Raw genomic sequence first — 26,199 nt, 5'->3', positions numbered from 1 at the left:
CATCGCGGGCAAGCCCGCTCCCACATGATCTCCGCTGACCCTGTGGGAGCGGGCTTGCCCGCGATGGCGGACTGCGCAACGCAGCCAATCGTCACTTTATGCACCGGCTTTTAAACCTTTTCCATTTTCTGTGTTCTAGTTATCACTCGGCGGTTTGCGAAGCGGGCTATGCGCCACTAAACTGCCATCATTGATCCCGGACATGTACTCATGCGTATAGACGGCGTTCCCTCTCAGTCCTACCCCATCAAGCGCAAGCCTCGCAAAGGCCCTGTGGCGGATGACGACTACGTCGATATCGACGGCGAGCTGGAAATTCCATCCGAGGAGCAAATGGCCGCCCGCGCTGCCAAAGCCTCTGCGCAACGCTTGAGCAATCTCCCCGCCCGTCAACAAGACATGCTTTATCACCGTGCCATGAGCAGCAGTGTCGCGAAGGCTCTCGCCAGCTACCTGAGCACCGCCGGTTTTGTCGATTGGGATTCGGATGTGCTGGGCCTCGACCTGTACATCTGATGCGGCTGCCTTACTTCCTTGGCTGTCCGTCCTGGAGTGAAAACGCCTGGCGCGATTATCTTTATCCGCCGGACGCCAAACCCGCCGAATTTCTGAATCTCTATTCCCAGGTTTTCAACGCCGTGGAAGGCAATACGACCTTCTACGCGAGCCCGGCTGCGACCACTGTGCAGCGTTGGGCCGAGACCATGCCCGAACACTTTCGCTTCACTGCCAAGTTCCCCGGCGACATCAGCCATAGCGGTGACCTGCGCGAACAATTGACCGCTGCCGAAACCTTCCTGCAATTGCTCAGCCCCCTCGGTGAACGGGTTTCACCGCTGTGGCTGCAACTGTCCAAAAGCTTTACGCCGCAACGATTGCCCGAACTGGCCGGATTTATCGATGCGCTTGAGCGGCCTCTGGCGGTTGAAGTGCGGCATGACGAGTTCTTCGCCAAGGGCGATGCCGAGAGAATGCTCAATCGCTTGCTACTGGATCGCGGTGTCGAGCGTATCTGCCTCGATCCCCGTGCGCTGTTCAGCTGCACATCGACCGAGCCGTCGGTCCTTCACGCCCAATCGAAAAAGCCCAGGGTGCCGCCCCGTCCGGCCGCCTTCACGCAATGTCCGCAGGTACGCTTCATCGGCCATCCGCAACTTGAGGCCAACGATCCGTTCCTGCTGCCGTGGGTCGAAAAAATCGCCGTGTGGATCGAAGAGGGCCGCACGCCCTATATCTTCCTGCACACCGCCGACAATTTGCTGGCCGCCAAACTGGCGCAACGTTTTCACGCAAAACTGATGCTGCGTTTGCCTGGCCTGCCGCCGCTGCCTGAGCTATACAGAGAGCCCGCTGCCGAGCAACTTGGCCTGCTCTGAAGCGGATTCCCTGCCCTTTTCAGGAGCCTGCCAATGGTTGCGCAAACCCTTCGAGCCCAAGCGTTCAAAGCACTGCACGAGCGCGCGGGGGCTTTTGTCATTCCCAACCCGTGGGACGCCGGCTCGGCGAAAATGCTCGCCAGCCTTGGTTTCGAGGCGCTGGCGACCACCAGTGCCGGATACGCCTTTTCCAACGCCCGCCCCGATGGCGCGCTGACGCTGGACGACACCCTGGCAAACGTTCGGGCGATTGTCGCGGCAACTGATCTGCCCGTTGCCGTCGATCTGGAAAACGGCTTCGCGGACGATCCCGCCGAATGTGCACAGAGTATTTTGCGTGCGGCAGAGGCCGGCGCGGTCGGCGGCTCGATCGAAGATGCCACGGGCCGTGAAGAAGCGCCGATCTACTGCTTCGAGCATGCCGTGGCGCGCATTGAGGCTGCCGTGGCAGCCGCTCGCAGCTTGCCGTTTCCCTTTATGTTGACCGCGCGAGCGGAGAACTTTCTGCGCGGCAATCCTGATCTCGCCGATACCATTCGCCGCTTGCAGGCGTTTGCCGAGGCGGGGGCCGACGTGCTGTACGCGCCGGGTCTGCGCAGTGCTGAAGATGTGTTGGCGGTGGTCCGTGCCGTGGCGCCGAAACCGGTGAATGTGTTGATGTCTGGCGGACTGAAATTGACGGTCGAGCAGTTGAGCGAAATGGGCGTCAAGCGCATCAGTGTCGGTTCGGCGCTGGCCTTGGCAGCGTATGGCGAGTTTTTCCGCGCTGCCGAAGAGATCAAGACGTCTGGCACATTCGGGTTCACGTCGCGGTCCATGCCGTACGCCCAGGCCAATCAATTGTTCAAAGGCTGACGATGCGGTTTCGGTGGTGGCTGCTGTTGATGCTGTTGACCATCGGCACGGCGGCGGTGAGCGTCTGGCGCGGCTGGATCTCACTGCCGCCGCAGTGGAATCCCTGGGCACCGCTGGACGTGAAGGTCGCGCCCAATTTTCTGACCCGCTACAAACTGATGCGCCTGCGCGATGATCCGCAGTTGTGCGATCAAGCCCTGAGCAGCTCTGGATTGCGCGTAACCCATCAGGCCGATAGCCCCGACGCGACGTGCCCGTTGATCAACACTTTGCGTGTGCAAGGCGGCGAGGTGGCCCTGAGCAGCAGCTTCCTCGCCAGTTGCCGCCTGGCGGTGTCGTTCGCCCTGTTCGAACACCACGCCCTGCAACCCGCGGCACAAGCGGTCTACGGTCAAGCGGTGACGCGTGTCGACCATCTCGGCAGCTTTGCCTGTCGCAACGTCTACAGCCGCGAAAACGGCAGACGCAGCCAGCATGCCAGCGCTGATGCGCTGGACATCGCCGGTTTTCGTTTGGCTGATGGCCGATCCATCAACGTGCTCAAGGATTGGCCGAAGGATAATCAGGACGCACGGTTTTTACGTCAGGTCCGCGATGGCGCCTGCGACCTGTTCAGTGTGGTCTTGAGTCCGGATTACAACGCCGCCCATCGCAATCACTTTCATGTGGATGTCGGGCCGTGGTGGGTGTGTCGCTGAGGGCCTGTTATTGAAGGTCAGGCGGCGATGCGCAGGTTTTGCAGGATGATCGGGCGAGCCCAGCCGTTATCGAAATCGAGTTGTTTCTGTTGTTCCACCAGCTCTTCGGGCGAGAACGGCGGGAATGGCTTGTCCAGCAAATCGAGTTCGAATTCGGCGATCGGCAGGTGCAGCGGACGCGGTTGCGGCGCGACGCCAGGCTCTGGCAGCGGTTGACCGGCAGTGAGCACGATCGGGCGTACCCAGCTGCTTTCGAAGTCCTGTTGCTTCTGTTGAGCGACGATTTCTTGTGCCGGGAACGGTGGGAAAGGTTTGTCGGCCAGGTCCATTTCGAACTCGGCAATCGGCAGGAACAGTGGCTCGGGAGGGCGGACCTCGGTTTCTTTCACATCGCATTCGCGCTGGGAAATGATGTGAGCCAGCAGTTCGCTGCCAACGGTGGGTTCGACCGGGCTGTCGAGATCGACCGGTGGAAAGTTGAGAGAAGCCGGTACGACATCGCCCGACTGATCGGCCAGGGCCTGGGCAAAAAAATCATGCCACAGGTGACTGACGCCGCTCAGTGCTTGGGAGTTTCGTAGACCAAAATCGCCGTGTCGCGAAATGTAGCCTATCGATGTGCGTTGAATGTCTGACATTTCTCTCGGTCGACGCTCAGCTCTGGCAAAATGCTCGATAGTTTTGTTATCGGCCGTTTTTGCCGATCATTAATTTTTTGAGCGTGTTTTCTCATGATTGAGCAACCTGCGGCCTGCCGCATCCATGTCGAGGCCCTGGCCGCGACTTTTCAGCCACAGGCCGAACAATGGGCCGAGCGCCTGGGTTTGCCGATGCAGGTGGATGACGGTGAGTTCGCCTTGCAGGTCGGTGACCAGGGTTTGCAGCTGCAGCAACTGGGCCCGGACGCACCGGGGCCGGTGCGGGTGGACTTTGTCGAGGGCGGTGCGGCCCATCGCCGCTTGTACGGCGGTGGTAGCGGTCAGATGATCGCCAAGGCTGTCGGGGTTGCCCAAGGCGTGCGTCCGCGAGTGCTGGATGCCACGGCGGGGCTGGGCAAAGATGCGTTCGTGCTGGCGAGCCTGGGCTGCGAGATGAGCCTGATCGAGCGTCAGCCGCTGATTGGCGCGTTGCTTGAAGATGGCCTGGCACGCGGCGCGGAAGACTTTGAGGTGGCGCCGATTGTGGCGCGGATGCGCTTGCTCAAGGGCAACTCGATCGAGGTGATGCGCAATTGGGAAGGCGAGCCGCCGCAGGTGATCTACCTCGACCCGATGTTTCCCCATCGTGAGAAAACGGCGTTGGTGAAGAAGGAAATGCGCCTGTTCCGGCCGCTGGTAGGCGATGACCCGGATGCGCCTGCACTGCTCGAAGCCGCGTTGGCGTTGGCCAGCCACCGGGTAGTGGTCAAACGCCCGCGCAAGGCGCCATGCATCGAAGGGCCGAAGCCGAGTCATGCGCTGGACGGTAAATCCAGCCGGTATGACATTTACCCGAAGAAAGCGCTCAAGCCCTGACTCAACACTGATCGTTCCCACGCTCTGCGTGGGAATGCAGCCCGGGACGCTCCGCGTCCCTTCAAAGCCGAACGCGGAGCGTCCGTTGAGGCATTCCCACGCAGAGCGTGGGAACGATCATTGCTAAGGTCGATATGCCCGCATAAACAACTCCACCACTTCCTGCACATGGCTCTCGGCCGCATCCCCGGTCAACGGCTCGCCACAGCCATAAAGCAGCCTGAAATTCCCCGCACCCTTGAGCAGGCAGAAGAAATGCTCGGCCGCATTGCGCGGTTTGTCGATGCTCAACGCGCCGCTCTGATCAACCTTGGTCAGCAACCGCTCCATGCCCTGCAGCATGCGCTCAGGCCCGGCCTCGAAGAAGATCAGCGAGAGTTTCGGGTCCTGGCTGCCCAGCGTCATCATCAGCCGATGCAGGTTGACCGATTCGTCGCTGTTGATCAGCTGATGAAAGCCGCGCGCGATGTTCAACAGCACCGTTTCTACGGCAGTGCCGTCCGGCAATTCGAAAAACAGCGTCGGCAATTGCTCTTCGCACTTGGCCATCACGGCGGCGGAGAACAGCGTCTCCTTGTCGTTGAAATGGCTGTAGACCGTCAGCTTCGACACACCGGCCTCGGCCGCGACGGCGTCCATGCTGGTATTCGCATAACCCTTGCTCAGAAACAGAATTTTCGCCGCATCGAGGATCGCCTGGCGTTTGGCCAGATCCTTGGGACGGCCCGGGCCGTTGGGTACTGGAAGATTGTTAGGCATATGCGCTTTTAATACTGGACTGGTGAGTTTGCTATTAATAACATACTGCTCAGTATAATTATTCCAAGCACCATTAGCGAAAGGTCCTTCACCATGTTCCGCTATGCCTTGCCCCTCGCGTTGCCAGTCAGTCTGGCGTTTTTATTGTCTGCGTGTGGTCACGAAGAGGCGCCCCAAGTTACCGTTCGCCCGGCCATGGTTGTGCAGCCAGAGCCGTCGTCCCAGGCGATGGAAAGTTTTCCCGGTGAAGTCCGCGCACGGTATGAGCCGGACCTGGCGTTTCGCATTGGCGGTAAAGTCAGTCGACGACTGGTTGAAGAAGGGCAGAGGGTCAAGGCTGACCAACCTTTGGCGGAGCTCGACCCTCAGGACGTACGACTGCAACTGGAAGCCACCCGTGCCCAGGTCACCGCTGCCGAGGCCAATCTGAACCTGGTGCGCGCCGAACGTGATCGCTACAAGACCCTGATGGACCGTCAGATGGTCAGCCGTTCGCTGTACGACAATTCCGAAAACCTTTACCGATCCGGTGAAGCACGCCTCAAGCAAATCAAAGCCGAGTTCAACGTTTCGACCAATCAGGCCAGTTACGCCGTGCTGCGTGCGCCTCAGGATGGGGTTGTGGCTAAACGTGCGGTTGAAGTCGGGCAAGTGGTAGCGGCGGGGCAAACCGTATTTACCCTCGCCACCGATGGCGAGCGCGAAGTGTTGATCAGCTTGCCGGAGCAGAGCTTTGGCCGCTTCAAGGTCGGTCAGCCAGTGTCGGTCGAACTCTGGACCCAACCCGACCAACGTTTCGCCGGGCGCATCCGTGAGCTGTCGCCCGCTGCCGATCCAAAATCGCGCACCTTTGCCGCCCGCATCGCGTTCACTGCCGGCAAGGTCCCCGCTGAACTCGGCCAGAGCGCCCGGGTGTTTATCCAGACCGCCGACGTGGTGTCGCTGTCGGTACCGCTGTCGGCCGTCACCGCGGAAAACGGCGCAACCTACGTCTGGGTCGTCAATGCCAACAACACCCTGAAGAAAACCCCGGTGCGGGTCGGTGCCTTCGGCGAGAAAACCGTACCGGTGCTCGAAGGCCTGAACGCCAGCGACTGGGTGGTGGCCGCTGGCGTCCATGTGCTTCTTGAAGGGCAGCAGGTGCGTCCGGTGGATCGCTCCAACCGCGTGGTCAATCTGGCGGACAAGGAGTAATCCCCGATGGGTTTCAATCTTTCCGAATGGGCGCTGCGTAATCGCCAGATCGTACTGTTCCTGATGCTCTTGCTGGCCATTGTCGGCGCACTGTCCTACACCAAGCTCGGCCAAAGTGAAGACCCGCCGTTCACCTTCAAGGCCATGGTGATTCGGACCAACTGGCCAGGGGCCACGGCGCAGGAGGTGTCGCGTCAGGTCACCGAGCGTATTGAAAAGAAACTGATGGAAACCGGCGAATACGAACGCATCGTTTCGTTTTCCCGTCCGGGCGAATCCCAAGTGACGTTCGTCGCCCGTGATTCCATGCACTCGGTGGAAATCCCGGACCTCTGGTATCAGGTTCGCAAGAAGATCGGCGACATTCGTCAGACACTGCCACCGGGCATCCAGGGGCCATTCTTCAATGATGAGTTCGGCACAACGTTTGGCAATATCTACGCGCTGACCGGCGAAGGTTTTGATTACGCGGTGCTCAAGGACTACGCCGACCGCGTGCAGATTCAGCTGCAACGGGTCAAGGATGTGGGCAAGGTCGATCTGCTCGGGTTACAGGACGAGAAGATTTGGATCGAACTTTCCAACGTCAAACTCGCCACCCTCGGCCTGCCCCTGGCGGTGGTGCAGCAGGCCCTTGAAGAGCAAAACGCAGTGTCCACTGCCGGGTTCTTCGAGACCTCCAGCGAGCGTTTGCAGCTACGCGTCTCGGGGAATTTTCAGACGGTCGAAGAGATCAAGAGCTTCCCGATCCGCGTCGGTGATCGTACGTTCCGCATCGCCGATGTGGCGGATGTGCGTCGGGGTTTCAACGATCCGCCAGCGCCGAGCATGCGCTTCATGGCGGAAAACGCCATTGGGCTGGCCGTGGCCATGAAGGACGGTGGCGACATTCTGGTGCTGGGCAAGGCCTTGGAAATCGAGTTCGACCGCATCCAGAAAAACCTTCCTGCCGGTATGCAGCTGCGCAAGGTCTCCGACCAGCCCGCCGCCGTGAAAAGCAGTGTCGGTGAGTTTGTTCAGGTGCTGGTGGAAGCACTGGCAATCGTCCTGCTGGTGAGCTTCTTCTCCCTCGGCGTGCGCACCGGCATGGTGGTCGCGCTGGCGATTCCTTTGGTATTGGCGATGACGTTCGCCTGCATGTATTACCTGGGAATTGGCCTGCACAAGATTTCCCTTGGGGCGTTGGTGCTGGCGCTGGGTTTGTTGGTGGACGACGCGATCATCGCCGTGGAAATGATGGCGATCAAAATGGAGCAGGGCTTCGACCGGATCAAGGCGGCCAGTTACGCCTGGACCAGCACCGCGTTCCCGATGCTCACCGGTACACTGATCACCGCGGCCGGCTTCCTGCCGATTGCCACGGCGCAATCGGGCACGGGTGAATACACCCGCTCGATCTTCCAGGTGGTGACCATCGCGTTGCTGGCCTCGTGGGTTGCTGCTGTTGTGTTTGTGCCTTATCTAGGGGAAAAACTCCTGCCGGATCTGGCGAAGATTCATGCAGCCAAACATGGCACCGGCGACGGCCAGCCCGACCCTTACGGCACGCCGTTCTATCAGCGCGTCAGACGCCTGGTGGAGTGGTGCGTGCGGCGGCGCAAGACGGTCATTGTCCTGACGGCCGTGCTGTTTATCGGTTCTGTCATCCTGTTTCGCTTTGTGCCGCAACAGTTCTTCCCGGCATCGGGTCGTCTGGAGTTGATGGTCGATCTGAAACTGGCGGAAGGCGCCTCGTTGAGCAACACCCGCGATGAGGTCAAGCGCCTCGAAGCACTGCTCAAGGATCACGCCGGTATCGACAACTATGTCGCTTACGTGGGCACCGGTTCGCCACGTTTTTACCTGCCGCTGGATCAACAACTTCCTGCAGCAAGCTTCGCGCAGTTTGTAGTCCTGGCCAAAACCATTGAGGAGCGCGAAGTCCTGCGCACCTGGCTGATCGAAGCCCTCAAGGAACAATTCCCGGCCCTGCGCGCGCGGGTGACACGTCTGGAGAACGGGCCACCGGTTGGCTATCCGATGCAGTTCCGGGTCACCGGTGAGCACATCGAGGAAGTCCGCGCGTTGGCCCGTAAAGTCGCGGCCAAGGTTCGCGAGAACCCGCACGTGGTCAACGTCCATCTGGATTGGGAAGAACCGAGCAAAGTCGTTTATCTGAACGTCGATCAGGACCGCGCCCGGGCGCTTGGCGTGAGCACTGCGAACCTGTCGAAGTTCTTGCAAAGCTCTCTGACCGGTTCCAGCGTCAGCCAGTACCGTGAAGACAACGAGTTGATCGAGATTCTGTTGCGCGGCACGTTGCATGAACGCACCGAACTGTCGCTGCTGCCAAGCCTGGCGGTGCCGACTGACAACGGTCGCAGTGTGGCGCTGTCGCAAATCGCGACCCTGGAATACGGCTTCGAAGAAGGCATCATCTGGCACCGCAACCGCTTGCCGAACGTGACGGTCCGCGCCGACATTTACGGCAAAGAGCAACCGGCGACGCTGGTGAAGCAGATCATGCCGACCCTCGATCCGATTCGCGCCGAACTGCCGGACGGGTATTTGCTGGAGGTCGGTGGCACGGTGGAAGACTCGGCTCGCGGGCAGAATTCGGTGAAGGCCGGTGTGCCGCTTTTCATCGTGGTGGTGCTGACGTTGCTGATGCTGCAACTGCGCAGTTTCTCACGCACGGTAATGGTGTTTCTGACGGCGCCTTTGGGTTTGATCGGTGTGACCTTGTTCCTGATGGTGTTCCGTCAGCCGTTCGGTTTCGTCGCCATGCTCGGCACCATCGCGCTGTCCGGGATGATCATGCGTAACTCGGTGATTCTGGTGGACCAGATCGAGCAGGACATTGCTTCCGGGCTCAAGCCTTGGCAGGCGATTATTGAAGCCACTGTGCGGCGTTTCCGGCCGATTGTGTTGACTGCACTCGCGGCGGTGCTGGCGATGATTCCGCTGTCGCGTAGCGTGTTTTTCGGTCCGATGGCGGTGGCGATCATGGGCGGGTTGATTGTGGCGACGGCGTTGACGTTGCTGTTTCTGCCGGCGCTGTATGCGGCGTGGTTCCGGATCAAGAAAGACCAAGCCTGACGTCCTACGTGTATTTCAGATCCCTCTGATATTGAGTCAGAGAGATCTGAATGCTGTACTCAAAAACTCAGTTTTACGAGTTTTTGAGACAGCAATAATGAAAAAGCCGCCGATTTTGAGGGGAAGGACCGACCCGGTATTCGACCTGTTGGGGAAGTCGCCCCACAAGGAACGCCTCTCGGACTACCTCGCCTTGCTCAAGCCGCAGGACGATCAGGGGCGCTATCTGCCTTTCGATGAGTTGCGCTACCGCTGGGCGCCGGGGCTGGATTCGAATCTGTGCTGGGCGCTGGTGAAGAAAGCCCGGACTGCGCAGTACTCAAGTCTTTTGCCACTGGGCGAGCCGCTTCAATGGGGCAACTTCGTGCTCACGCCGCTGGCGCAGAAAGCTATTTCCGCCGTCGATCGGCAAGCCACAACGGCCGCGCTGGAGTACATGACCAGTCAGATTGGTGAGCATGCGCACTTCAGCTATCTGCTCAACGATTTGATCGAAGATGAAGCCATCAGCAGCAGCCAGCTCGAAGGCGCGGCGACCACCACGCGGGTGGCCAAGGACATGCTCAAGCGCAATCGCCTGCCGCGCACGCCGGATGAGCGAATGGTGATCGGCAACTACAAGATGATGAATTTCGCCTGGGAAAAGCGTTATGACGCCCTGAGTGTCGAACTGATTTCAGCCATGCACCGGGTGGGTGTCGAGGGCATTGATGACGCGCAATACTCGCCTGGCGAGTGCAGGGGTAACGATGATGTGGTGGTGCAGGACGGTGAGGGCAACACCGTGCATACACCGCCGCCCGCAGCAGGGCTGGTGTCACGATTGCGGGTGCTGTCGACGTGGATCAACCAGCCCCACAACGATCCCGATCAAGTGGATTACCTTCATCCACTGATCAAAGGCATCGCACTGCATTTTGCTCTGGGCTATGAGCACCCGTTCCGCGATGGCAACGGCCGGGTCGCGCGGGCACTGTTTTACTGGTTCATGTTCAAGAATGATTTCTCTGCCTTTCGCTACATTGCGATCAGCATTTTGCTGCGCAGTGCGCCGGTGAAATATGGACGGTCTTATCTGAATACTGAGGCTGATGACTTGGACCTGACCTATTTCATCGACTTTCAATGCTCGGTGATCCTACGGGCTGTCAGCGGTTTTACCGATGCTTATCGGAAAAGTCTGGCGTATGCCGAAAGCTTTGATCGCTGGTTGCTGGAGTCTGGCTTTTTTGACCGATTGACCGAGAAGCAGCGAGCCGTATTCCAGGTGGCCAAGAGTGGGATGGCCAAGGAGTTTACGGCGGTCAATGTGAAGGAGAATCTGGACTGTTCTTACAACACCGCGTCGGCCACGTTGAATGGGCTGGTCGAACTGGAGGTGTTTGAGAAGAGGAAGATGGGGCGCGAGTGGGTGTTCTTTCTGCGGGCTCAAAACGCAACCCCGTTCTGATCATTCCCACGCTCTGAGCGGGAATGATCAGCGGGAGAGAGTGTTAGAGGGTACCAAACACCTTCTTCGCCAAACTCGTCGCTGCTGCCGCAGGATTCTGGCGAATGGCTTCTTCCTGTTTACCAATCATCTCGAACAGACCGTTCAACGCCTGCTCGGTCACGTAGCTTTCGATGTTGGCGCTCTTCGCATCCACCACACCCATCGTCGCGGCTTGCCCGGCGAACGAGTTGTACTGCTTGGCCAGGCCCACCTGGTCGGTGGCTTGCTTGACGATTGGCAGGAACTTGACGCGGATCTGTTCGCGGCTGGTTTTGCTCAGGTACTGAGTGGCTGAGTCCTTGCCGCCGCTGAGAATGCCCTTGGCATCTTCCACGCTCATCTTCTTCACCGCGTCCACCAGGATCGGCTGGGCTTGCGTCACGGCGGTTTCAGCCGCTTTGTTCATGCTGGTTTCCAGCTGATCAACCTGGTCGCCCATGCCGAACTGTTTCATCTTGCTGGCGACTTTACCCAGTTTGCCCGGCAGTTCGATTTTTACATCCGGGTTGTTGCTGAAGCCACCCGGCGTGCCGAGTTGTTTCACGGCCAGTTGCGCACCTTGAGTCAGGGCATCCTTGAGGCCGCCGGTGGCGTCGTTTTGCGACAGGTCGTTGAGCGACAGCGCCAAGGCGCTGGCGGAGATCATCAAGCCTGCACACAGGCCGGCGAAGCGAAGGGTAGGGCGGAACATGGCAGCTTCCTTTGTTCAAAAATTGAGAGTTAGCGAGCGGCGTCGACGCGGATTTTCAGAGGCTGCGGGTCGCTGCCATCCAGCTGCACGGCGTGATGTTCGGTGGTGATGAACATCAGTTCGCCGTTGACTTCGATCCGTGCGCTGACCGAATAACGATGGCCCGGTTTGACCTGCGTTGGATCGTAACTCAGATGAAACGGCAGCGGCACCTGGCCTTTGACCGGGCCTTTCTGTTCGTCGAGGACCACGGCGGGCGCGTCGGCCAGGGAAACGTCCTGCAAGCTGACGCTTAACGTGGCGCTCGGCGGCAGGGCGATGCGTTGCAGGTAGAACACTTCGCCATCGAGGGAGGTTTTAGCGGCGGGTTGCATCGACTGACAGGCTCCCAGCAGGGTGGTCATGGCCAATAAAGAGAGTTTTTTCATCGGAGATCTCCGTATCGAAGGCGCCAGAAGTAGCCTGGCGCCCGTAGGAACTTAGTCGGTTTGAGTTGGAACCGCGACCTGATCCGCCGCATCTTCACTGCGATGCAACGCGACCTGACGGATAGACAAACGAATCTCCGCCGGCAACACCCGCTTGGCCGCGCCTTCGGCCAATTCGCCGAGCAATTCGTGATAGCTCAGCTTGCCGGCCTCGTCGCGCTTGAGCACGTCCAGATCCAGCATTGTCTGGATGAAGTGGCGGAACAGGCTCTTGTCGAAGAACTCCGGGGCGTTGAGGCCATGGAGGATCGACAGGCGCTGGGCCATGACCGTGCACAGGTCTTCCAGCTCTTCGGCGCTGATGCTGTTCTGACCGCTGTTGAGCAGCAGCGAGACCGTCATGTAAAAGCGCTGCAAGGTCTGGGCGATGCTTTTCGATAGCAGGGTCAGCAGTACGAAATGCCGCGAGCTCGGCGCCGGTCGCAGATAGACGTCATTCTCAAAACGCAGCAGACCTTGCTCGACGAAGGCTTCGAGCCATTGGTCGATCACCGCATCCAGCTCGTCCAGCGACCAGCGAATGAACAGCTCCGATTGCAGGTACGGATACAGCGCGCGGGTGTAGCGCAGGATCTGTTCGCGGCTCATGCGCGACGCGCTCTGGAAGAAGCTCGCCAGCAACGCCGGCAGGGCGAAGATGTGCAAAACGTTGTTGCGGTAGTAGGTCATCAGGACGGCGTTCTGTTCGTCCAGGTACAGAATCTTGCCCAGGGCATCGCTTTGCTCGGACAGCAAATCCATGTCCTTCACATGCTCGATCAGCGCCCGGCCGTCACCTTCCGGCAACGTGGTGTGCGGCGAATACGGGACCTTGCGCAACAGCGCCAGATACAGATCAAGCACCCGCGCCATAGCGCGATCATCCAGCGCGAGACGGCTGGTGGACAGCAGCGCCAGGGCCACCAGGTTGACCGGGTTGATCGCCGCCGCTTCGTTCAGATGCTGCGCGACTTTCTCGCCGAGGCGGTTGGTGGTTTCGTTGAGCCAGGCCGGTTTGAACTGCGGACCGAGTTCCTGCTGGCGCCAGTCCGGCTGTTCGCTGTCGAGGAATTCCGCCAGTTTGATCGGCTCGCCGAAGTTCACCGCCACTTGACCGAAACGCTGCTTGAGCGCGCCGATGACTTTGAAGATGTCGAAGATCGATTCTTTCTTCTTGGTTGCGCCACGCAGTTCGCCGAGGTAGGTCCGGCCTTCCAGCACGCGTTCATAACCGATGTAGACCGGGATGAAGACGATCGGCATCCGAGACGAGCGCAGGAAGCTGCGCAAGGTAATCGCCAGCATCCCGGTTTTCGGTTGCAGCATGCGCCCGGTGCGCGAACGGCCACCCTCGACGAAGTACTCCACCGGAAAGCCTTTGGTAAACAGGGTGTGCAGGTATTCGTTGAACACCGAGGTGTAGAGCGGGTTGCCCTTGAAGGTGCGGCGCATGAAGAACGCACCGCCACGGCGCAGTAGGCTGCCGATCACCGGCATGTTGAGGTTGATCCCGGCGGCGATGTGCGGCGGGGTCAGGCCGTTGCGAAACAGCAAGTAGGACAACAGCAGATAGTCGATGTGGCTGCGATGGCACGGCACGTAAATTACTTCGTGACCCTGAGCGACCTTCTGCACGCCTTCGATGTGGTTGACCTTGATCCCGTCGTAGATCTTGTTCCAGAACCAGCTCAGCACCACTTCCAGAAAGCGGATCGCGGTGTAGGTGTAGTCGGAGGCGATCTCGTTGCCGTAGCGCAGGGCCTGGGCCTTGGCTTTCTCCGGGGAGATGTTTTCACGCTCGGCTTCGTCGAGGATCGCTTGCTTGACCAGCGGCTGATTGAGCAGGCCTTTGACCAGGTTGCGGCGGTGGGAAATGTCCGGACCGATCACCGCTGCTTTCAGATTGCGGAAGTGCACCCGCAGAATCCGCTGGGCCATGCGCACGGTGCGCTCGTGGCCCTTGTTGTGGTCGATTAGCTCGCGCAAATGGATCGGCGCGGAGAACTGCACGCGGGTTTTGCGCCCCAGCACGATGATGCTCAGCAACCGGCGCAGACGCCCGGTGACTGCCCAGCTGTCGGCGAAGAGCAGTTTCCACGGGCTCGATTCGCTGTCCGGTGACTGACCCCAGAACACGCTGACCGGAATGATCTGCGCGTCTTCGGCGGCGTTCTGGCTCAACGCGCTGACCAGACGAGTCAAGGTCGGCGGCGCGCCGCGTTTGTCCTGACGGCCGAGCCAATCGGGATCTGGCGTCAGGTAAAAGAACGCGGCGGGTTCCTCCAGCGTACCTACCGAGACCGGCAACACCGGGCGGGGCAAACCTGCCTTGCTGCACTCGGTATCGACCACGGCCAGGTCGGTCAGCGAAGGGTTTTGCAGGACGTAGAACACCGGACGGCTGCGGTCGAGGTTGAGGGTGAACGACGACTGATTGATCGTCTCCGAGCGAACCCAGAGGTAGAGCAGTCGGCGCAGGGTGCCAAACACAAGACGGCGGAACGGGGAACGGGTCATACGGCTTCTGCATGAGTGAATAAAACCAAGCAATTGCTCGGGCGGGCGATAGTGTGCCGTATTCGCCGAAAATCGGCAAAAAAGCGCCTAAGTAAAGTTGAGTTGAGAGTTTTGGCGGCTGTCATATACTCGGCCGTTCAAAATAAAAACAAGGGGGTACTGAGATGGCTACGCGCGAAACCGGCAATGTGAAGTGGTTCAACGATGCCAAGGGTTACGGATTCATTCAGCGCGAGGACGGGGTGGACGTGTTCGTGCATTACCGCGCGATTCGCGGCGAAGGGCATCGCTCCCTGGCTGAAGGTCAGCAGGTTGAATACGGCGTGGTGACTGGCGAGAAGGGTTTGCAGGCTGAGGATGTCGTAGGCCTCTGAAGATCGTTCCCACGCTCTGCGTGGGAATACCTCAACGGACGCTCTGCGTCCGCTTCTGGGACGCGGAGCATCCCGGGCTGCATTCCCACGCAGAGCGTGGGAACGATCGGTGTCAGACAGTCTTCCAGGTGATTTCTTCTTCACCATCAGCGCTGATGCGCATCCAGCGATCCGCTGTCTCTTCACCTTCTTCCTCGACCCAGCTACCCGGTGCGCAACGCACTTCGACGTTCAGCGCGGCAAACGCTGCGCGGGCGCAGGCGATGTCGTCTTCCCACGGGGTCTGGTCGCTGTCCAGGAACAGGCTGTTCCATTTGCCCACGGCTTTCGGCAGCCAGGTGACCGACACGTTGCCGGCCTTGCACTTGTAGGTCTGGCCTTTCTGGACCCAGTCGGTGCAAGGGCCCAAAGCAGTGCCGAGCCAGGCTGCGACGGCCTTGTAGTCGACGTCGGCGTCTTTCAGGTAAATCTCGATATCGGGTTGGCGCATGGATGTCCTCACTGCGGGTCTGAAAAATCCATTCGCGGATTTAGCCGGCCTACGGCAAATGCCGAAGACCAAAAAATTAAAAATTATTGAAGTACGAAGTAATCGTAGCGCATTGAAACAGTGACCTCGAACGGCTCCACCTGTTCGATGACCGCCGCCCGGCGTTCAGCACTGGCGCGCCAGCCGTGGGGCGTCATGGCCAACAGATTCGCCCGGTCCTGACCACTTTCCAGCGTCAGTTTGAACTCCAGGGTTTCGCTGTGTTGCAACGCCATGCCTTCCGGCACCAAAGCCAGATGCTTGTCGTCGGTGTACTCACGGACTTCGTCGTACAAACGCTCGCGCAATTCCATCAGATGGCCGCTGGTCGGCCCGACTTTCATCAAACCGCCACCGGGGCTGAGCAGGCGTTTGGCTTCCTCCCAGTCCAGCGGGCTGAAGACGCTGGCGAGAAACTGGCAGCTGCCCGAGGCCAACGGCACCCGCGCCATGCTGGCGATCAACCAGGTCAGCTGTGGGTTGCGTTTGCAGGCGCGTTTGACGGCTTCCCGGGAAATATCCAGTGCGTAGCCGTCGGCGTTCGGCAAGGCCTCGGCGATTTGCGCGGTGTAGTAACCCTCGCCACAACCGATGTCCAGCCAGCGCTGAGGCGCGTATTGCGCCGCCAGTTCGGCCAGACGCTTGGCCACTGGTGCGTAATGACCAGCGTTCAAAAAGTCGCGCCGGGCTTCGACCATCGCCAGGTTATCCCCAGGGTCGCGGCTGTTCTTGTGCTGCACCGGCAACAGGTTCAGGTAACCCTGACGCGCACGGTCGAAACGATGCCCGGCGGGGCAGGCCACGCCGTTGTCCACCGCGTTCAGCGGTTCGCTGCAGATCGGGCAGGCGAGCATCAGGCGAGCAACTTGATCAGGGTCTGGTAGTAGATTTCGGTCAGCACATCGAGGTCGGCAGCCAGCACACGCTCGTTGACCTGGTGGATCGTCGCGTTGACCGGGCCCAGTTCAACCACCTGCGTACCCATGGTCGCAATGAAGCGCCCGTCGGAGGTGCCACCGCTGGTGGACGCCTTGGTTTCACGACCGGTGATGTCCTTGATGCTCGACGCGACGGCATCCAGCAATGCACCTGGTTCGGTGAGGAACGGCAGGCCGGACAGCGCCCAGTCGATGTGCCAGTCCAGGCCGTGTTTGTCGAGAATGTCGGCGACGCGCTTTTGCAGGCCTTCAACGGTGGATTCGGTGGAGAAGCGGAAGTTGAACACCGCCACCAGATCACCCGGGATCACGTTGGTCGCGCCGGTGCCGGAGTTGACGTTGGAGATCTGGAAACTGGTCGGCGGGAAGAAGTCGTTGCCGTGGTCCCAGTGCTCGGCGGCCAGTTCGGCCAGCGCCGGGGCGGCGAGGTGGATCGGATTCTTCGCCAGGTGTGGATAGGCCACGTGACCTTGCACACCACGCACGGTCAGCTTGGCGCCGAGGGAGCCGCGACGACCGTTCTTGACCACGTCGCCCACCAGAGTGGTGCTCGACGGTTCGCCGACGATGCACCAGTCCAGACGCTCCTTACGGGCGGCAAGGCGTTCAATCACAGCCTTGGTGCCGTGGTGCGCCGGGCCTTCTTCGTCGCTGGTGATCAGGAACGCGACCTTACCCTTGTGATCCGGGTAGTCGGTGACGAAACGCTCGGCCGCCACGGTCATGGAGGCGAGGCTGCCTTTCATGTCCGCCGCGCCACGGCCGCAGAGCATGCCGTGTTCGTCGATCACCGCGTTGAACGGGTCGATCTGCCAGGCGGTCACCGGGCCGGTCGGCACCACGTCGGTATGACCGGCGAAGCACAGTACCGGACCGTCGTGTTTACCGTGGGTGGCCCAGAAGTTATCCACATCTTCGATGCGCATTGGCTCAAGCGCAAAACCGGCATCGCCCAGGCGCTGCATCATCTGCTTCTGGCAATCGGCGTCGACCGGCGTCACGGACGGACGGCGGATCAGGTCGATGGCGAGTTGAAGGGTCGGCGAAAGGTCGGCGTGGGCCGTCATGTAAGACTCCGGAAGCTTATTGTGTAGGAGCAAAGCTTGCTCGCGATGAACGATGATGAGGTCTTTCTGTTACACCGAATCGCGTCAATCGCGAGCAAGCTTTGCTCCTACAGGAATTGGGGCAAGGCGCGCAAAATGGCGGTTATCTTAAAGCAAAACGGCGGCCATTGGCCGCCGTTTAGTGCATCTGGAACGATTTAGACCGCCGGAGCCGTCTCGCCCTCGACCGCCGGTTTCGGCAGCGATGACAAGAACGCCATGATCAGCGCCGCCAGGTATGGCAACGATTGCACGAGCAACATCGTCACCCAGAAGCGCATGTCGTTGCTCGGCAGGCCGTTCACCAGGAAAATCCCCAGTGCCGCGCTCCACAACAGCAGCATGATGAACATTTCTTCGCGAGCTTCCGAAATCGCCACCCAGAAACCGTGGTTATCGGCGTTTTTCGGGGTGCGGAAGAACGGAATGCTGCTGGTGAAGAAACCGTACAGCACCGCTTTGGCGATGGTGTGTGACAACGCCAGCCCTGCCAGTGCCGCGCAGAAAGCATCCTTCAGGTTGACCCCGACCGCACGGCGGTACAGGAAGATGATCTTGCCAACCTTGAACACGAACAGCGCCAGTGGCGGGATCGCGAAAATCAGCAGCGGTGGATCGACCCGCTGCGGCACGATGATCATCGCCGCGGACCACAACAAGGCGCCCACGGTGAAGAAGATGTTCATGCCGTCCGCCACCCACGGCAACCAGCCCGCGAGGAAGTGGTAACGCTGGCCACGGGTCAGCTCGGTGTCCTTGCCGCGCAACAGGCTGGCGGTGTGACGCTTGATGATCTGAATCGCACCGTAAGCCCAGCGGAAACGCTGTTTCTTGAAGTCGATAAAGGTATCGGGCATCAGGCCTTTGCCGTAGCTGGTGTGGTAATACGCCGCTGACAAGCCTTTTTCGAATACACGCAGACCCAACTCGGCATCTTCACAAATGCACCAGTCAGCCCAGCCCAGTTCCTCGAGTACCGAGCGCCGGGTCATGGTCATGGTGCCGTGTTGGATAATCGCGTCACGGTCGTTACGGGTGACCATGCCGATGTGGAAGAAACCTTTGTATTCCGCGTAGCAGAGCTTCTTGAAGGTGCTTTCGTTCTGGTCGCGGTAATCCTGCGGCGACTGCACCACGGCGATTTTCGGATCGGCGAAGTGCGGCACCATGTGTTTGAGCCAGTTCGGGTCGACGCAGTAGTCCGAGTCGATCACCGCAATCACTTCGGCATCCTTGGCGGTGTGCGGAATCAGGTAATTCAACGCGCCGCCCTTGAAACCGGCCAACGGTGCGACGTGGAAGAACTTGAAGCGCGGGCCGAGGGTTTCGCAATAATCGCGCACCGGTTCCCAGACCGCCGGGTCCTTGGTGTTGTTGTCGATGATCAGGACTTCGAAGTCCGGATAGTCGAGGTTGGCCAGGGCGTTGAGGGTCTGTTTGACCATCTCCGGCGGCTCGTTGTAGCAAGGCACGTGAATCGAGACTTTCGGTCGGTAGTCCGAATCGCCCACCACTGGCAGGAATTCACGCCGGCGTTTGTGGGTCCAGACCGCTTCGGCCAGTTCATGCGCCTCGGTCAGCAGCACGATAAACACCCCGAGTGCGCCGAGGGCAAGCAAGAAGCCCACCGTCAGGCTGAACCAGGTGCTGTATTGCTGGCTGTAGTCGTAACCGATCCACACCAGCACCGAACCACAGAGGAACGCGATGAAGGTCAGGAAGGTGCGGCCGCGTTGACGCAGGGCCGAGCCGTCGATCATCAGCAGGGTCAGGGACAGCAGAGCCAACACCACCGAACCGATGGCCAGCACGCGCCATTGCGGGATCGCGACGACCGGGCCTTCAAAGTTGAATTTCTGCTGGCGCGCGGCGTTGAAAACGCCCCAGTAAGCGCCCACGGAGCCTTCGTCGCTGGCCTTCCACGGTTGGTCAAAGGCTTCGATCACGAAGTAGTTGAAGCCCTGGCGATTGAGCTTGTTGACCAAGGTCCGCAGATAAATCGCCTGGTCTGCCGGCGACGCGTCGGCACCACCGCGCATACGGCCGTTGCTCGGCCAGCCAACCTCCGACAGCAGCAGCGGTTTTTTCGGGAACATCTTTTTCAGGTCACGGGCGCGGTCGAGTACGAACTGCCCGGACTGCTCCATCGGAACATGTTCCCAGTACGGCAGGACGTGGGCGGCGATCAGGTCGACGTGCTTGGCCAGGCTCGGGTTTTCTTCCCAGACGTGCCATTGCTCGGAGGTCGTCACCGGAACTTTCACTGCCGCGCGGACGCGATCAAGGATCACGCTCAGTTCGGCGGCGGTAATTTCCTTACGGAAGATCGCCTCGTTACCCACCACAACGCGAACCACGCTGCGGGAGGTATTGGCCAGGTCAATGGCGCGCAGGATTTCACGCTCGTTGCGCTCAAGATCCGGGCTGATCCAGATACCCAGCGTCACGCGCAAACCGAATTCTTCGGCGAGCTTGGGGATATCACCCAGGCTGCCATCGACCGAGTAAGTACGGATGTTGTCCGTCAGCTTGCTCATGATCTCCAGATCGCGACGCATTTCATCGTCGGTCGGATATTGCTCTTTTTGCGGGTACTGCCCTTGCTGGAACGGCGAGTACGAAAAGCCGGAGATCTGTTCAGGCCAGTTGGGGGCGGTGACCGGGCGATTGATCAGCGCCCAGAAGCCGGTAAACAAGGCTGCGATGGCGAGCACCACGACCAGGTTGAGTCCAAATTTACGCGATGACATAGCTTTTTCGGGTTCCAAAGGCTGTGGAACGAAGGAACGGTTTGCGGCTGGCTGCCAGGGGGCAGGGGCGCGCATCCTACACTGGAGGTTCTCTGACCGTACAGCGAACAGGGAAACGCCCGACATTGGGCACTCTGGTTTCACATAAGTTCTTTCACTTGTCGCCGGAAGGTTAAAAGTTCTCGCACTGTGGCCCTATAATGCGCGCCGGTTTTTGGGGTAATGGTCATGAGTACAGAAGATCCGCGGTTTGCAGGCATCGCCCGTTTGTATGGCATCGACGGCCTGGAGCGTTTGCGCGCGGCCCACGTGGCGATCGTCGGCGTCGGTGGTGTCGGTTCTTGGGCGGCGGAAGCCGTCGCCCGTTGTGGCGTGGGCGAGATTTCGCTGTTCGACCTGGATGACGTCTGCGTCAGCAACGCCAACCGTCAGTTGCACGCGCTGGACAGCACCGTCGGCAAACCCAAGGTTGACGTGATGGCCGAGCGTCTGCGCGGGATCAACCCTGACTGCACTGTGCATGCGGTGGCGGATTTTGTGACCCGCGAGACCATGGCCGAATACATCACGCCGAACATCGACTGCGTCATTGATTGCATCGATAGCGTCAACGCCAAGGCGGCGCTGATCGCCTGGTGCAAGCGCCGCAAGATACAGATCATCACCACCGGCGGCGCGGGCGGGCAGATTGATCCGACGTTGATTCAGGTGTGCGACTTGAACCGGACCTTCAATGATCCGTTGGCTTCGAAAGTGCGCTCGACCTTGCGCCGGGATTACAACTTCTCACGCACCGTGACCCGTCACTACAGCGTGCCATGCGTGTTTTCCACCGAACAACTGCGCTACCCGAAACCGGATGGGAGCATTTGCTTGCAGAAGAGTTTTGTCGGTGACGGTGTGAAGCTCGACTGCGCCGGAGGGTTTGGTGCGGTGATGATGGTGACGGCGACGTTTGGCATGGTCGCGGCGACCAAGGCTGTGGATAAGATTGTGGCGGGTGTGCGGCGCCCCGCGGATCGGGTCAAACCGGCCTAACCTGATCGTTCCCACGCTCTGCGTGGGAATGCAGCCCGGGACGCTCCGCGTCCCTTTCGAGAGCTGGAACGCGGAGCGTCCCTTGAGGCATTCCCACGCAGAGCGTGGGAACGATCGGTCAGGCGGCCAGTTCACGCATCCGCTGCAACACCGCATTCAGACCATTGCTGCGTGAAGGGGAGAGCTGACGGCTCAGCCCAAGCTGATTGAACCAATCCGGCAAATCCACCTGCTGCAACTCAACCGCTGACAACCCGTTAACCCGCGCCAGCAGCAACGCCACCAACCCGCGAATCAACCGCGCATCACTGCTCGCCGCAAACTGCCAGTGACCGTCATCCAGCGAGCCCACCAGCCACACCTGACTTTCACAGCCATGCACGCGGTTGGCATCGACCTTTTCCACATCGCTCAATCCAGGCAGACGGTCGCCCCACTGCATCAACAGCCGCGCCCGTTGTTCCCAACCGGCAGCCTTCTGAAAAGTCTCCAGCGCCGTAGTCGCATCGGCAGGCAAGTTCATCGCAACAACTCCAGCGCCTGATCCAGCGCTTCAAAGAACCGCTCCAGGTCTTCGGAATCGTTGTACAGCGCCAACGACACCCGAATCGCCCCGGCCAGTTCAAAACGCTTGAGCAACGGCATGGCGCAGTGGTGACCGGCGCGCACCGCGATCCCCTGTTCCGTCAGCAAGTGCGCCAAATCAGAGTTATGCACACCCTCGACGACAAAACTGGCCAGCGCCAGTTGCGGCTTGCCCAACAACCGAATGCCGTTGCGCGCTTCAAGGCCTTTGAGCAAATAGTCATGCAGCGCTGCTTCATGGGCGGACACGGCGTCCTGATCTAGCCCCGAAAGATAATCCAGCGTCGCCCCCAGACCAATCACCCCGGCAATCGGCGGCGTACCCGCCTCGAAACCCAGCGGCGCCGGGCGGAACCGTGCGCTGTGGTAATCCGCATCCAGCACCATTTCGCCGCCGAATTGCCAATGACGCAGTTGCTCAAGCGCTTCATTGCGACCGAACAGCACGCCCAGACCATCGGGGCCGTAGAGCTTGTGACTGGAAAACACATAGAAGTCGCAACCCAGCGCCTGCACGTCGTGCCGACCATGAACCACGCCTTGGGCGCCATCGACCACGGTCAGCGCGTTATGCGCCTTGGCCATCGTCAAGAGGGCGGGCAACGGCTGCCAGGCGCCGAGTACGTTGGACAGCTGACTGACCGCCAGCAAGCGGGTTTGCGGACCGATCAACTGCGCGGCAGCATCAAGGTCAATCAAACCGTCGGCGTCCAGCGGCAGGATCACCAGCTTCAGGTCGCGACGGTGGGCCAATTGCTGCCACGGCAACAGATTGGCGTGATGCTCCAGGGCGCTGATGACAACTTCATCGCCTGGATTGAAAAGATGTTCCAGGCCATAAGCCAGGAGGTTCAGCGCAGACGTTGCGCCATGGGTAAAGATGATCTGCCCGCAATCGCCGGCATTGAGCCAGTGGGCGACTTTGCTGCGGCTGGCCTCGAACGCCTGGGTAGCGTGGGCGCCGGGCAAGTGTTGCGCCCGATGCACGTTGGCCGCGCCGTTGGCGTAGTAATGCGCCAGGGCATCCAGCAGGGCTTGAGGTTTTTGCGTGGTGGCGGCGTTGTCCAGATACGTCTGGTCTTGCCGTTGCAATGCGGCGATGGCCGGAAAATCGGCGCGCCAGGGAGAGGGAATCATCATGCTATCGAGCCCTGTTAAACATGGGCGGGTGTACGCCTGAGCCTGTAGGAGCCAAGCTTGCTCGCGAAGCTTTTGGCGACCTCAAGGGCCCCATCGCGAGCAAGCTCAGCTCCTACAGGTGATCGTTTGACGCTCTGCTTAGTTGTGAGCGTGCAGCGCTTCGTTCAGTTCGATGGCCGATTTGTGGGTTTTGCATTCCACGGCACCGGTCTCCGAATTGCGGCGGAACAGCAGGTCAGGTTGACCGGCCAGTTCACGGGCCTTCACGACTTTGACCAGTTTGTTGTTTTCGTCCAGCAACGCCACTTTGGTACCAGCGGTCACGTACAGGCCCGATTCAACCGTGTTGCGGTCGCCCAACGGAATGCCGATACCGGCGTTCGCGCCGATCAGGCAGCCTTCGCCGACCTTGATCACGATGTTGCCGCCGCCCGACAGGGTGCCCATGGTCGAGCAACCGCCGCCCAGGTCCGAACCCTTGCCGACGAATACGCCAGCGGAAACGCGGCCTTCGATCATGCCCGGGCCTTCGGTGCCGGCGTTGAAGTTGACGAAACCTTCGTGCATCACGGTGGTGCCTTCGCCGACGTAAGCGCCCAGACGAATACGTGCCGCGTCAGCGATACGCACGCCGGCCGGAACCACGTAGTCGGTCATTTTCGGGAACTTGTCCACCGAGAACACTTCCAGCAGCTCGCCACGCAGACGGGCTTCCAGTTGATGTTCGGCCAGTTCGGCCAGGTCGATTGCGCCTTGGCTGGTCCATGCCACGTTCGGCAGCAGCGGGAACACGCCCGCCAGGTTCAGGCCGTGCGGCTTGACCAGACGATGGGACAGCAGGTGCAGCTTGAGGTAAGCCTCAGGCGTGGACGTCAGTTGGGCGTCTTCGGCCAGAATGGTCGCGACCAGCGGCTTGTGGCTCTCGGCCAGACGGGTCAGCAAGGCAGCCTGGGCAGCGTCGACGCTTTTCAGCGCTTCAGCCAGTTGCGAGGCCTGAGCGGTGGTGAACGCAATGGCCTGATTGCCTTCGGTGTAGCCCAGAATTGGCGCGATGGCAGCGACCAGTTCGGCCGACGGGTTGAGCAGTGGCTGCGCGTAAAACACTTCCAGCCATCCGCCTTGACGGTTTTGAGTGCCGACACCAAAGGCCAGGCTGAACAGGGTAGTAGACATGTTGATACCTCTAACAAAATGGAACGGGCTGCCTTACTTGAGCGCTGCCGCGTAGATATCTGGCTTGAAGCCAATCAGGGTTCGGTCACCGAGATCAAGCACCGGGCGCTTGATCATCGAGGGTTGTGCGAGCATCAGTTCGATGGCTTTCGGCTGGTCGAGATCGGCTTTGCGTTCGTCGTCGAGCTTGCGAAAGGTCGTGCCTGCACGGTTCAACACCACTTGCCAGCCGTGCTCGTCGCACCATTGGGTCAGGTGTTCACGGTCGATTCCGGCCGCTTTGTAATCATGGAAGTCATAGCTGACAGCGTGTTCATCGAGCCAGGTGCGCGCCTTTTTCATGGTGTCGCAGGCTTTGATGCCGAAAAGGTGCAACGTTTTGCTTGAAACGGTCAAGGAATTGCCCCCTTTGCAGGTGCTGGAAATAAAAGGTGAAGGATTATGCCATGGAAGCGCAAAACCTGTGGGAGCGAGCTTGCTCGCGATAGCGGACTTTCATCCATCACAGTTGTTGAATGCTAAAACGCCATCGCGAGCGGGCTCGCTCCCACAGGGTTATCTGGCAGTTCAGAGCTGCGTGCGACATTGGTGCAACGGCCTTCGTGCAGTCTAAGCGGCTAATATGGCACTTCGAAGCTGTCGATTGCCTGGGAACCGTGCTTTATGCAAACCGCCTACACCGTCCTGATCCTGTTGATGCTGGTCGGCGTTTCCCGTCTGGTTGGTCGGATGATCCCGCTGTCGTTGCCGCGGGTACAAATTGCCGCCGGGGGAGTTGCGGGCGCAACGCCTGGAGTTGTATAGCCTCAGTCGTCATCACCAGATTGGTGATGACGTGTTGCGTGAAGTATTGGAAGAATTTGATTTAAGCGAAGCGAACCTTGGCCAAGTCAAACAACTCTCCATTAAAGGAAGGTTATTCGTTTTCTGCCGGGTAGGGATAAGCCTTCGCCATGAAGGCCTTGTCTTTTTCGCTGAGATCAAAATTGAGAAAAGTCTGGAAGTCGCCTTCGGTCCAGGATTGGTGGATGGTGTAGTGCATGATCGACTTTCGGTCGTACTCTGAATAAACGCTTGCGTCGGGGTCTGCGCGATCCAGATACCACTGGTGCAGTCTTTCTCGCATCACTCCGGCTTGGTAGTCGTCTTCTTCAGGGTCATCGGTTATTCCATGTTGTGCATAAATGGCTGACTTGTTCCAGGGGATGTTTGCTGTCGGGTTGGTCTGCTCATGTTCTGCCCCCAGCATATGGCCGAATTCATGCATTACATTGGCTGTAAAGTAACGTGCGTGGTTGGGTGAGTGTGGCCAGAGCCTCATTGTCGGCTCATCTGTAGATAGCAGTGCGTCTGTGCCGACGTTAGACGAGAACGTCCCTTCCTCGCTAAGTATGCGGATGTCGCCTTCTTCACCCTCGACGAATTCGAATTTTAAATTGATGTGCGGCAGCCAATTGTTGGCTGCAGAGATGGTCGCGGCCTTGAATTCCTGGGTGCCATTGAGAAAGGCGATGCGAAGAGTGCGCCCGGGAGTCCAGAATTTGGAAGGATTTTTCTTGGCCCACATTACTCTGCAACTCCTGGGAAAACCTGAGTGGGGGTGTGCGCTGTAGTTGCAAAGTTGCAGAGGGTTTCGAAGTCTTCGGACGCCGTTATAGAAAAAGTTACGGTGAAATGCATGATCTAACTTCCTTGTTTTATTAGTGGGTGCACAGGTTTTTCTGCGGAAGTAGAATTTAGTGTTGGTAGCAGGTTTAGTAAAGTTGAAAACTTGTGGGGTGTGTTACTGATGTTGTTGGAGTCACCAGGTGTTGCGCTCGACAAACAATATGGCTTCGTATGGACTTTGGTGTCTTATAATAGAATAGGGTTGGTTGTATTGAAGTAGGGCCTGATAATACAAGTTGCCGTGCCAGATTGACTGG

The 26,199-nt window shown here is 59.5% G+C and carries 24 protein-coding genes; 10 read left to right on the top strand and 14 right to left on the bottom strand.

The genetic code is table 11. The annotated features are described in order from the left end of the window. The first annotated feature begins 210 nt into the window (after nt 1-210). The 4 genes from ACMXYI_RS01015 to ACMXYI_RS01000 are packed head-to-tail and all read left to right on the top strand — an operon-like array spanning nt 211 to nt 2,929. Nucleotides 211-516 carry a hypothetical protein gene (locus tag ACMXYI_RS01015; protein WP_008156859.1) on the top strand — a complete coding sequence of 102 codons (306 nt, stop codon included), beginning with the start codon at nt 211-213 and terminating at the stop codon, nt 514-516. Beyond that, nucleotides 516-1,376 (top strand): DUF72 domain-containing protein, encoded by an 861-nt coding sequence (locus ACMXYI_RS01010; protein WP_415771152.1) that lies wholly within the window; start codon nt 516-518, stop codon nt 1,374-1,376. Before ACMXYI_RS01015 ends, ACMXYI_RS01010 begins: the two co-directional genes overlap by 1 nt. A 33-nt stretch (nt 1,377-1,409) precedes the next feature. After that, complete coding sequence (locus ACMXYI_RS01005) at nt 1,410-2,231, top strand: isocitrate lyase/PEP mutase family protein (protein WP_415771151.1); 822 nt, start codon at nt 1,410-1,412, stop codon at nt 2,229-2,231. Between the two features lie 2 nt (nt 2,232-2,233). Continuing rightward, the gene (locus ACMXYI_RS01000) at nt 2,234-2,929 is read left to right on the top strand and encodes an extensin-like domain-containing protein (protein WP_415771149.1); all 696 of its coding nucleotides are present in this window, start codon (nt 2,234-2,236) and stop codon (nt 2,927-2,929) included. Nucleotides 2,930-2,946: 17 nt separating this feature from the next. On the opposite strand, the gene ACMXYI_RS00995 is transcribed toward ACMXYI_RS01000, so the two are convergent. Continuing rightward, complete coding sequence (locus tag ACMXYI_RS00995) at nt 2,947-3,567, bottom strand: energy transducer TonB (protein WP_415771147.1); 621 nt, start codon at nt 3,565-3,567, stop codon at nt 2,947-2,949. 93 nt (nt 3,568-3,660) lie between these two features. Here ACMXYI_RS00995 and ACMXYI_RS00990 point away from each other — a divergent pair, with 93 nt between their 5' ends. Then, nucleotides 3,661-4,443 (top strand): class I SAM-dependent methyltransferase, encoded by a 783-nt coding sequence (locus tag ACMXYI_RS00990; RefSeq protein WP_008146717.1) that lies wholly within the window; start codon nt 3,661-3,663, stop codon nt 4,441-4,443. Between the two features lie 123 nt (nt 4,444-4,566). Here ACMXYI_RS00990 and ACMXYI_RS00985 read toward each other — a convergent pair whose 3' ends face one another. Then, on the bottom strand, nt 4,567-5,202 hold the full coding sequence (locus ACMXYI_RS00985) for a TetR/AcrR family transcriptional regulator (RefSeq protein ID WP_415771145.1): 636 nt from the start codon (nt 5,200-5,202) through the stop codon (nt 4,567-4,569). Between the two features lie 93 nt (nt 5,203-5,295). On the opposite strand from ACMXYI_RS00985, the gene ACMXYI_RS00980 reads away from it, so the two are divergent. From ACMXYI_RS00980 to ACMXYI_RS00970, 3 genes are all read left to right on the top strand, one after another. Then, on the top strand, nt 5,296-6,396 hold the full coding sequence (locus ACMXYI_RS00980) for an efflux RND transporter periplasmic adaptor subunit (RefSeq protein ID WP_415771144.1): 1,101 nt from the start codon (nt 5,296-5,298) through the stop codon (nt 6,394-6,396). Nucleotides 6,397-6,402: 6 nt separating this feature from the next. Beyond that, nucleotides 6,403-9,474: an efflux RND transporter permease subunit gene (locus tag ACMXYI_RS00975; RefSeq protein WP_415771143.1), complete on the top strand. Its 3,072-nt coding sequence runs from the start codon at nt 6,403-6,405 to the stop codon at nt 9,472-9,474. 97 nt (nt 9,475-9,571) lie between these two features. Further along, nucleotides 9,572-10,924, top strand: a complete 1,353-nt coding sequence (locus ACMXYI_RS00970; RefSeq protein ID WP_415771142.1) for a Fic family protein — start codon at nt 9,572-9,574, stop codon at nt 10,922-10,924. Nucleotides 10,925-10,967: 43 nt separating this feature from the next. Here ACMXYI_RS00970 and ACMXYI_RS00965 read toward each other — a convergent pair whose 3' ends face one another. From ACMXYI_RS00965 to plsB, 3 genes are read right to left on the bottom strand one after another with little or no spacing between them, the layout of a single operon-like run. Further along, nucleotides 10,968-11,657 (bottom strand): DUF4197 domain-containing protein, encoded by a 690-nt coding sequence (locus tag ACMXYI_RS00965; RefSeq protein ID WP_046046320.1) that lies wholly within the window; start codon nt 11,655-11,657, stop codon nt 10,968-10,970. A 29-nt stretch (nt 11,658-11,686) separates the two neighbouring features. Further along, the gene (locus tag ACMXYI_RS00960; protein WP_283190036.1) at nt 11,687-12,085 is read right to left on the bottom strand and encodes a YbaY family lipoprotein; all 399 of its coding nucleotides are present in this window, start codon (nt 12,083-12,085) and stop codon (nt 11,687-11,689) included. Nucleotides 12,086-12,136: 51 nt separating this feature from the next. Then, a complete protein-coding gene (plsB, locus tag ACMXYI_RS00955) occupies nt 12,137-14,641 on the bottom strand; it encodes a glycerol-3-phosphate 1-O-acyltransferase PlsB (RefSeq protein ID WP_415771139.1) in 2,505 nt (834 codons plus the stop codon). Between the two features lie 164 nt (nt 14,642-14,805). On the opposite strand from plsB, the gene ACMXYI_RS00950 reads away from it, so the two are divergent. Continuing rightward, nucleotides 14,806-15,015, top strand: coding sequence for a cold-shock protein (locus ACMXYI_RS00950; RefSeq protein WP_008146705.1), 210 nt, complete (start codon nt 14,806-14,808; stop codon nt 15,013-15,015). Nucleotides 15,016-15,127: 112 nt separating this feature from the next. Here ACMXYI_RS00950 and ACMXYI_RS00945 read toward each other — a convergent pair whose 3' ends face one another. From ACMXYI_RS00945 to ACMXYI_RS00930, 4 genes are all read right to left on the bottom strand, one after another. Further along, entirely contained in the window at nt 15,128-15,505 is a 378-nt protein-coding gene (locus ACMXYI_RS00945; RefSeq protein WP_008146702.1) for a hypothetical protein, read from the bottom strand. An 83-nt stretch (nt 15,506-15,588) separates the two neighbouring features. After that, complete coding sequence (locus ACMXYI_RS00940) at nt 15,589-16,398, bottom strand: putative RNA methyltransferase (protein ID WP_415771137.1); 810 nt, start codon at nt 16,396-16,398, stop codon at nt 15,589-15,591. After that, nucleotides 16,398-17,549: a succinyl-diaminopimelate desuccinylase gene (gene dapE, locus ACMXYI_RS00935; protein WP_008146697.1), complete on the bottom strand. Its 1,152-nt coding sequence runs from the start codon at nt 17,547-17,549 to the stop codon at nt 16,398-16,400. Before dapE ends, ACMXYI_RS00940 begins: the two co-directional genes overlap by 1 nt. A gap of 197 nt (nt 17,550-17,746) precedes the next feature. After that, nucleotides 17,747-20,338 (bottom strand): glycosyltransferase, encoded by a 2,592-nt coding sequence (locus ACMXYI_RS00930; RefSeq protein WP_415771135.1) that lies wholly within the window; start codon nt 20,336-20,338, stop codon nt 17,747-17,749. A gap of 228 nt (nt 20,339-20,566) precedes the next feature. Here ACMXYI_RS00930 and tcdA point away from each other — a divergent pair, with 228 nt between their 5' ends. Continuing rightward, nucleotides 20,567-21,376 carry a tRNA cyclic N6-threonylcarbamoyladenosine(37) synthase TcdA gene (tcdA, locus tag ACMXYI_RS00925; protein ID WP_415771133.1) on the top strand — a complete coding sequence of 270 codons (810 nt, stop codon included), beginning with the start codon at nt 20,567-20,569 and terminating at the stop codon, nt 21,374-21,376. 118 nt (nt 21,377-21,494) lie between these two features. On the opposite strand, the gene ACMXYI_RS00920 is transcribed toward tcdA, so the two are convergent. The 5 genes from ACMXYI_RS00920 to ACMXYI_RS00900 form a co-directional block, all read right to left on the bottom strand. Beyond that, on the bottom strand, nt 21,495-21,899 hold the full coding sequence (locus tag ACMXYI_RS00920; RefSeq protein WP_415771132.1) for a SufE family protein: 405 nt from the start codon (nt 21,897-21,899) through the stop codon (nt 21,495-21,497). Continuing rightward, nucleotides 21,896-23,101, bottom strand: a complete 1,206-nt coding sequence (locus ACMXYI_RS00915) for an aminotransferase class V-fold PLP-dependent enzyme (protein ID WP_415771130.1) — start codon at nt 23,099-23,101, stop codon at nt 21,896-21,898. Before ACMXYI_RS00915 ends, ACMXYI_RS00920 begins: the two co-directional genes overlap by 4 nt. 138 nt (nt 23,102-23,239) lie before the next feature. Beyond that, complete coding sequence (dapD, locus tag ACMXYI_RS00910) at nt 23,240-24,274, bottom strand: 2,3,4,5-tetrahydropyridine-2,6-dicarboxylate N-succinyltransferase (RefSeq protein WP_415771128.1); 1,035 nt, start codon at nt 24,272-24,274, stop codon at nt 23,240-23,242. Nucleotides 24,275-24,307: 33 nt separating this feature from the next. Further along, the gene (locus tag ACMXYI_RS00905) at nt 24,308-24,670 is read right to left on the bottom strand and encodes an ArsC family reductase (protein WP_415771126.1); all 363 of its coding nucleotides are present in this window, start codon (nt 24,668-24,670) and stop codon (nt 24,308-24,310) included. A 520-nt stretch (nt 24,671-25,190) separates the two neighbouring features. Then, nucleotides 25,191-25,841, bottom strand: coding sequence for a hypothetical protein (locus tag ACMXYI_RS00900; RefSeq protein WP_415771125.1), 651 nt, complete (start codon nt 25,839-25,841; stop codon nt 25,191-25,193). Nucleotides 25,842-26,199 lie beyond the last annotated feature (358 nt).

Origin of the sequence: Pseudomonas lyxosi (assembly GCF_047758685.1) — a bacterium.
GTDB lineage: Bacteria > Pseudomonadota > Gammaproteobacteria > Pseudomonadales > Pseudomonadaceae > Aquipseudomonas > Aquipseudomonas lyxosi.
This window is presented reverse-complemented; position numbering and strand designations above follow the sequence as displayed.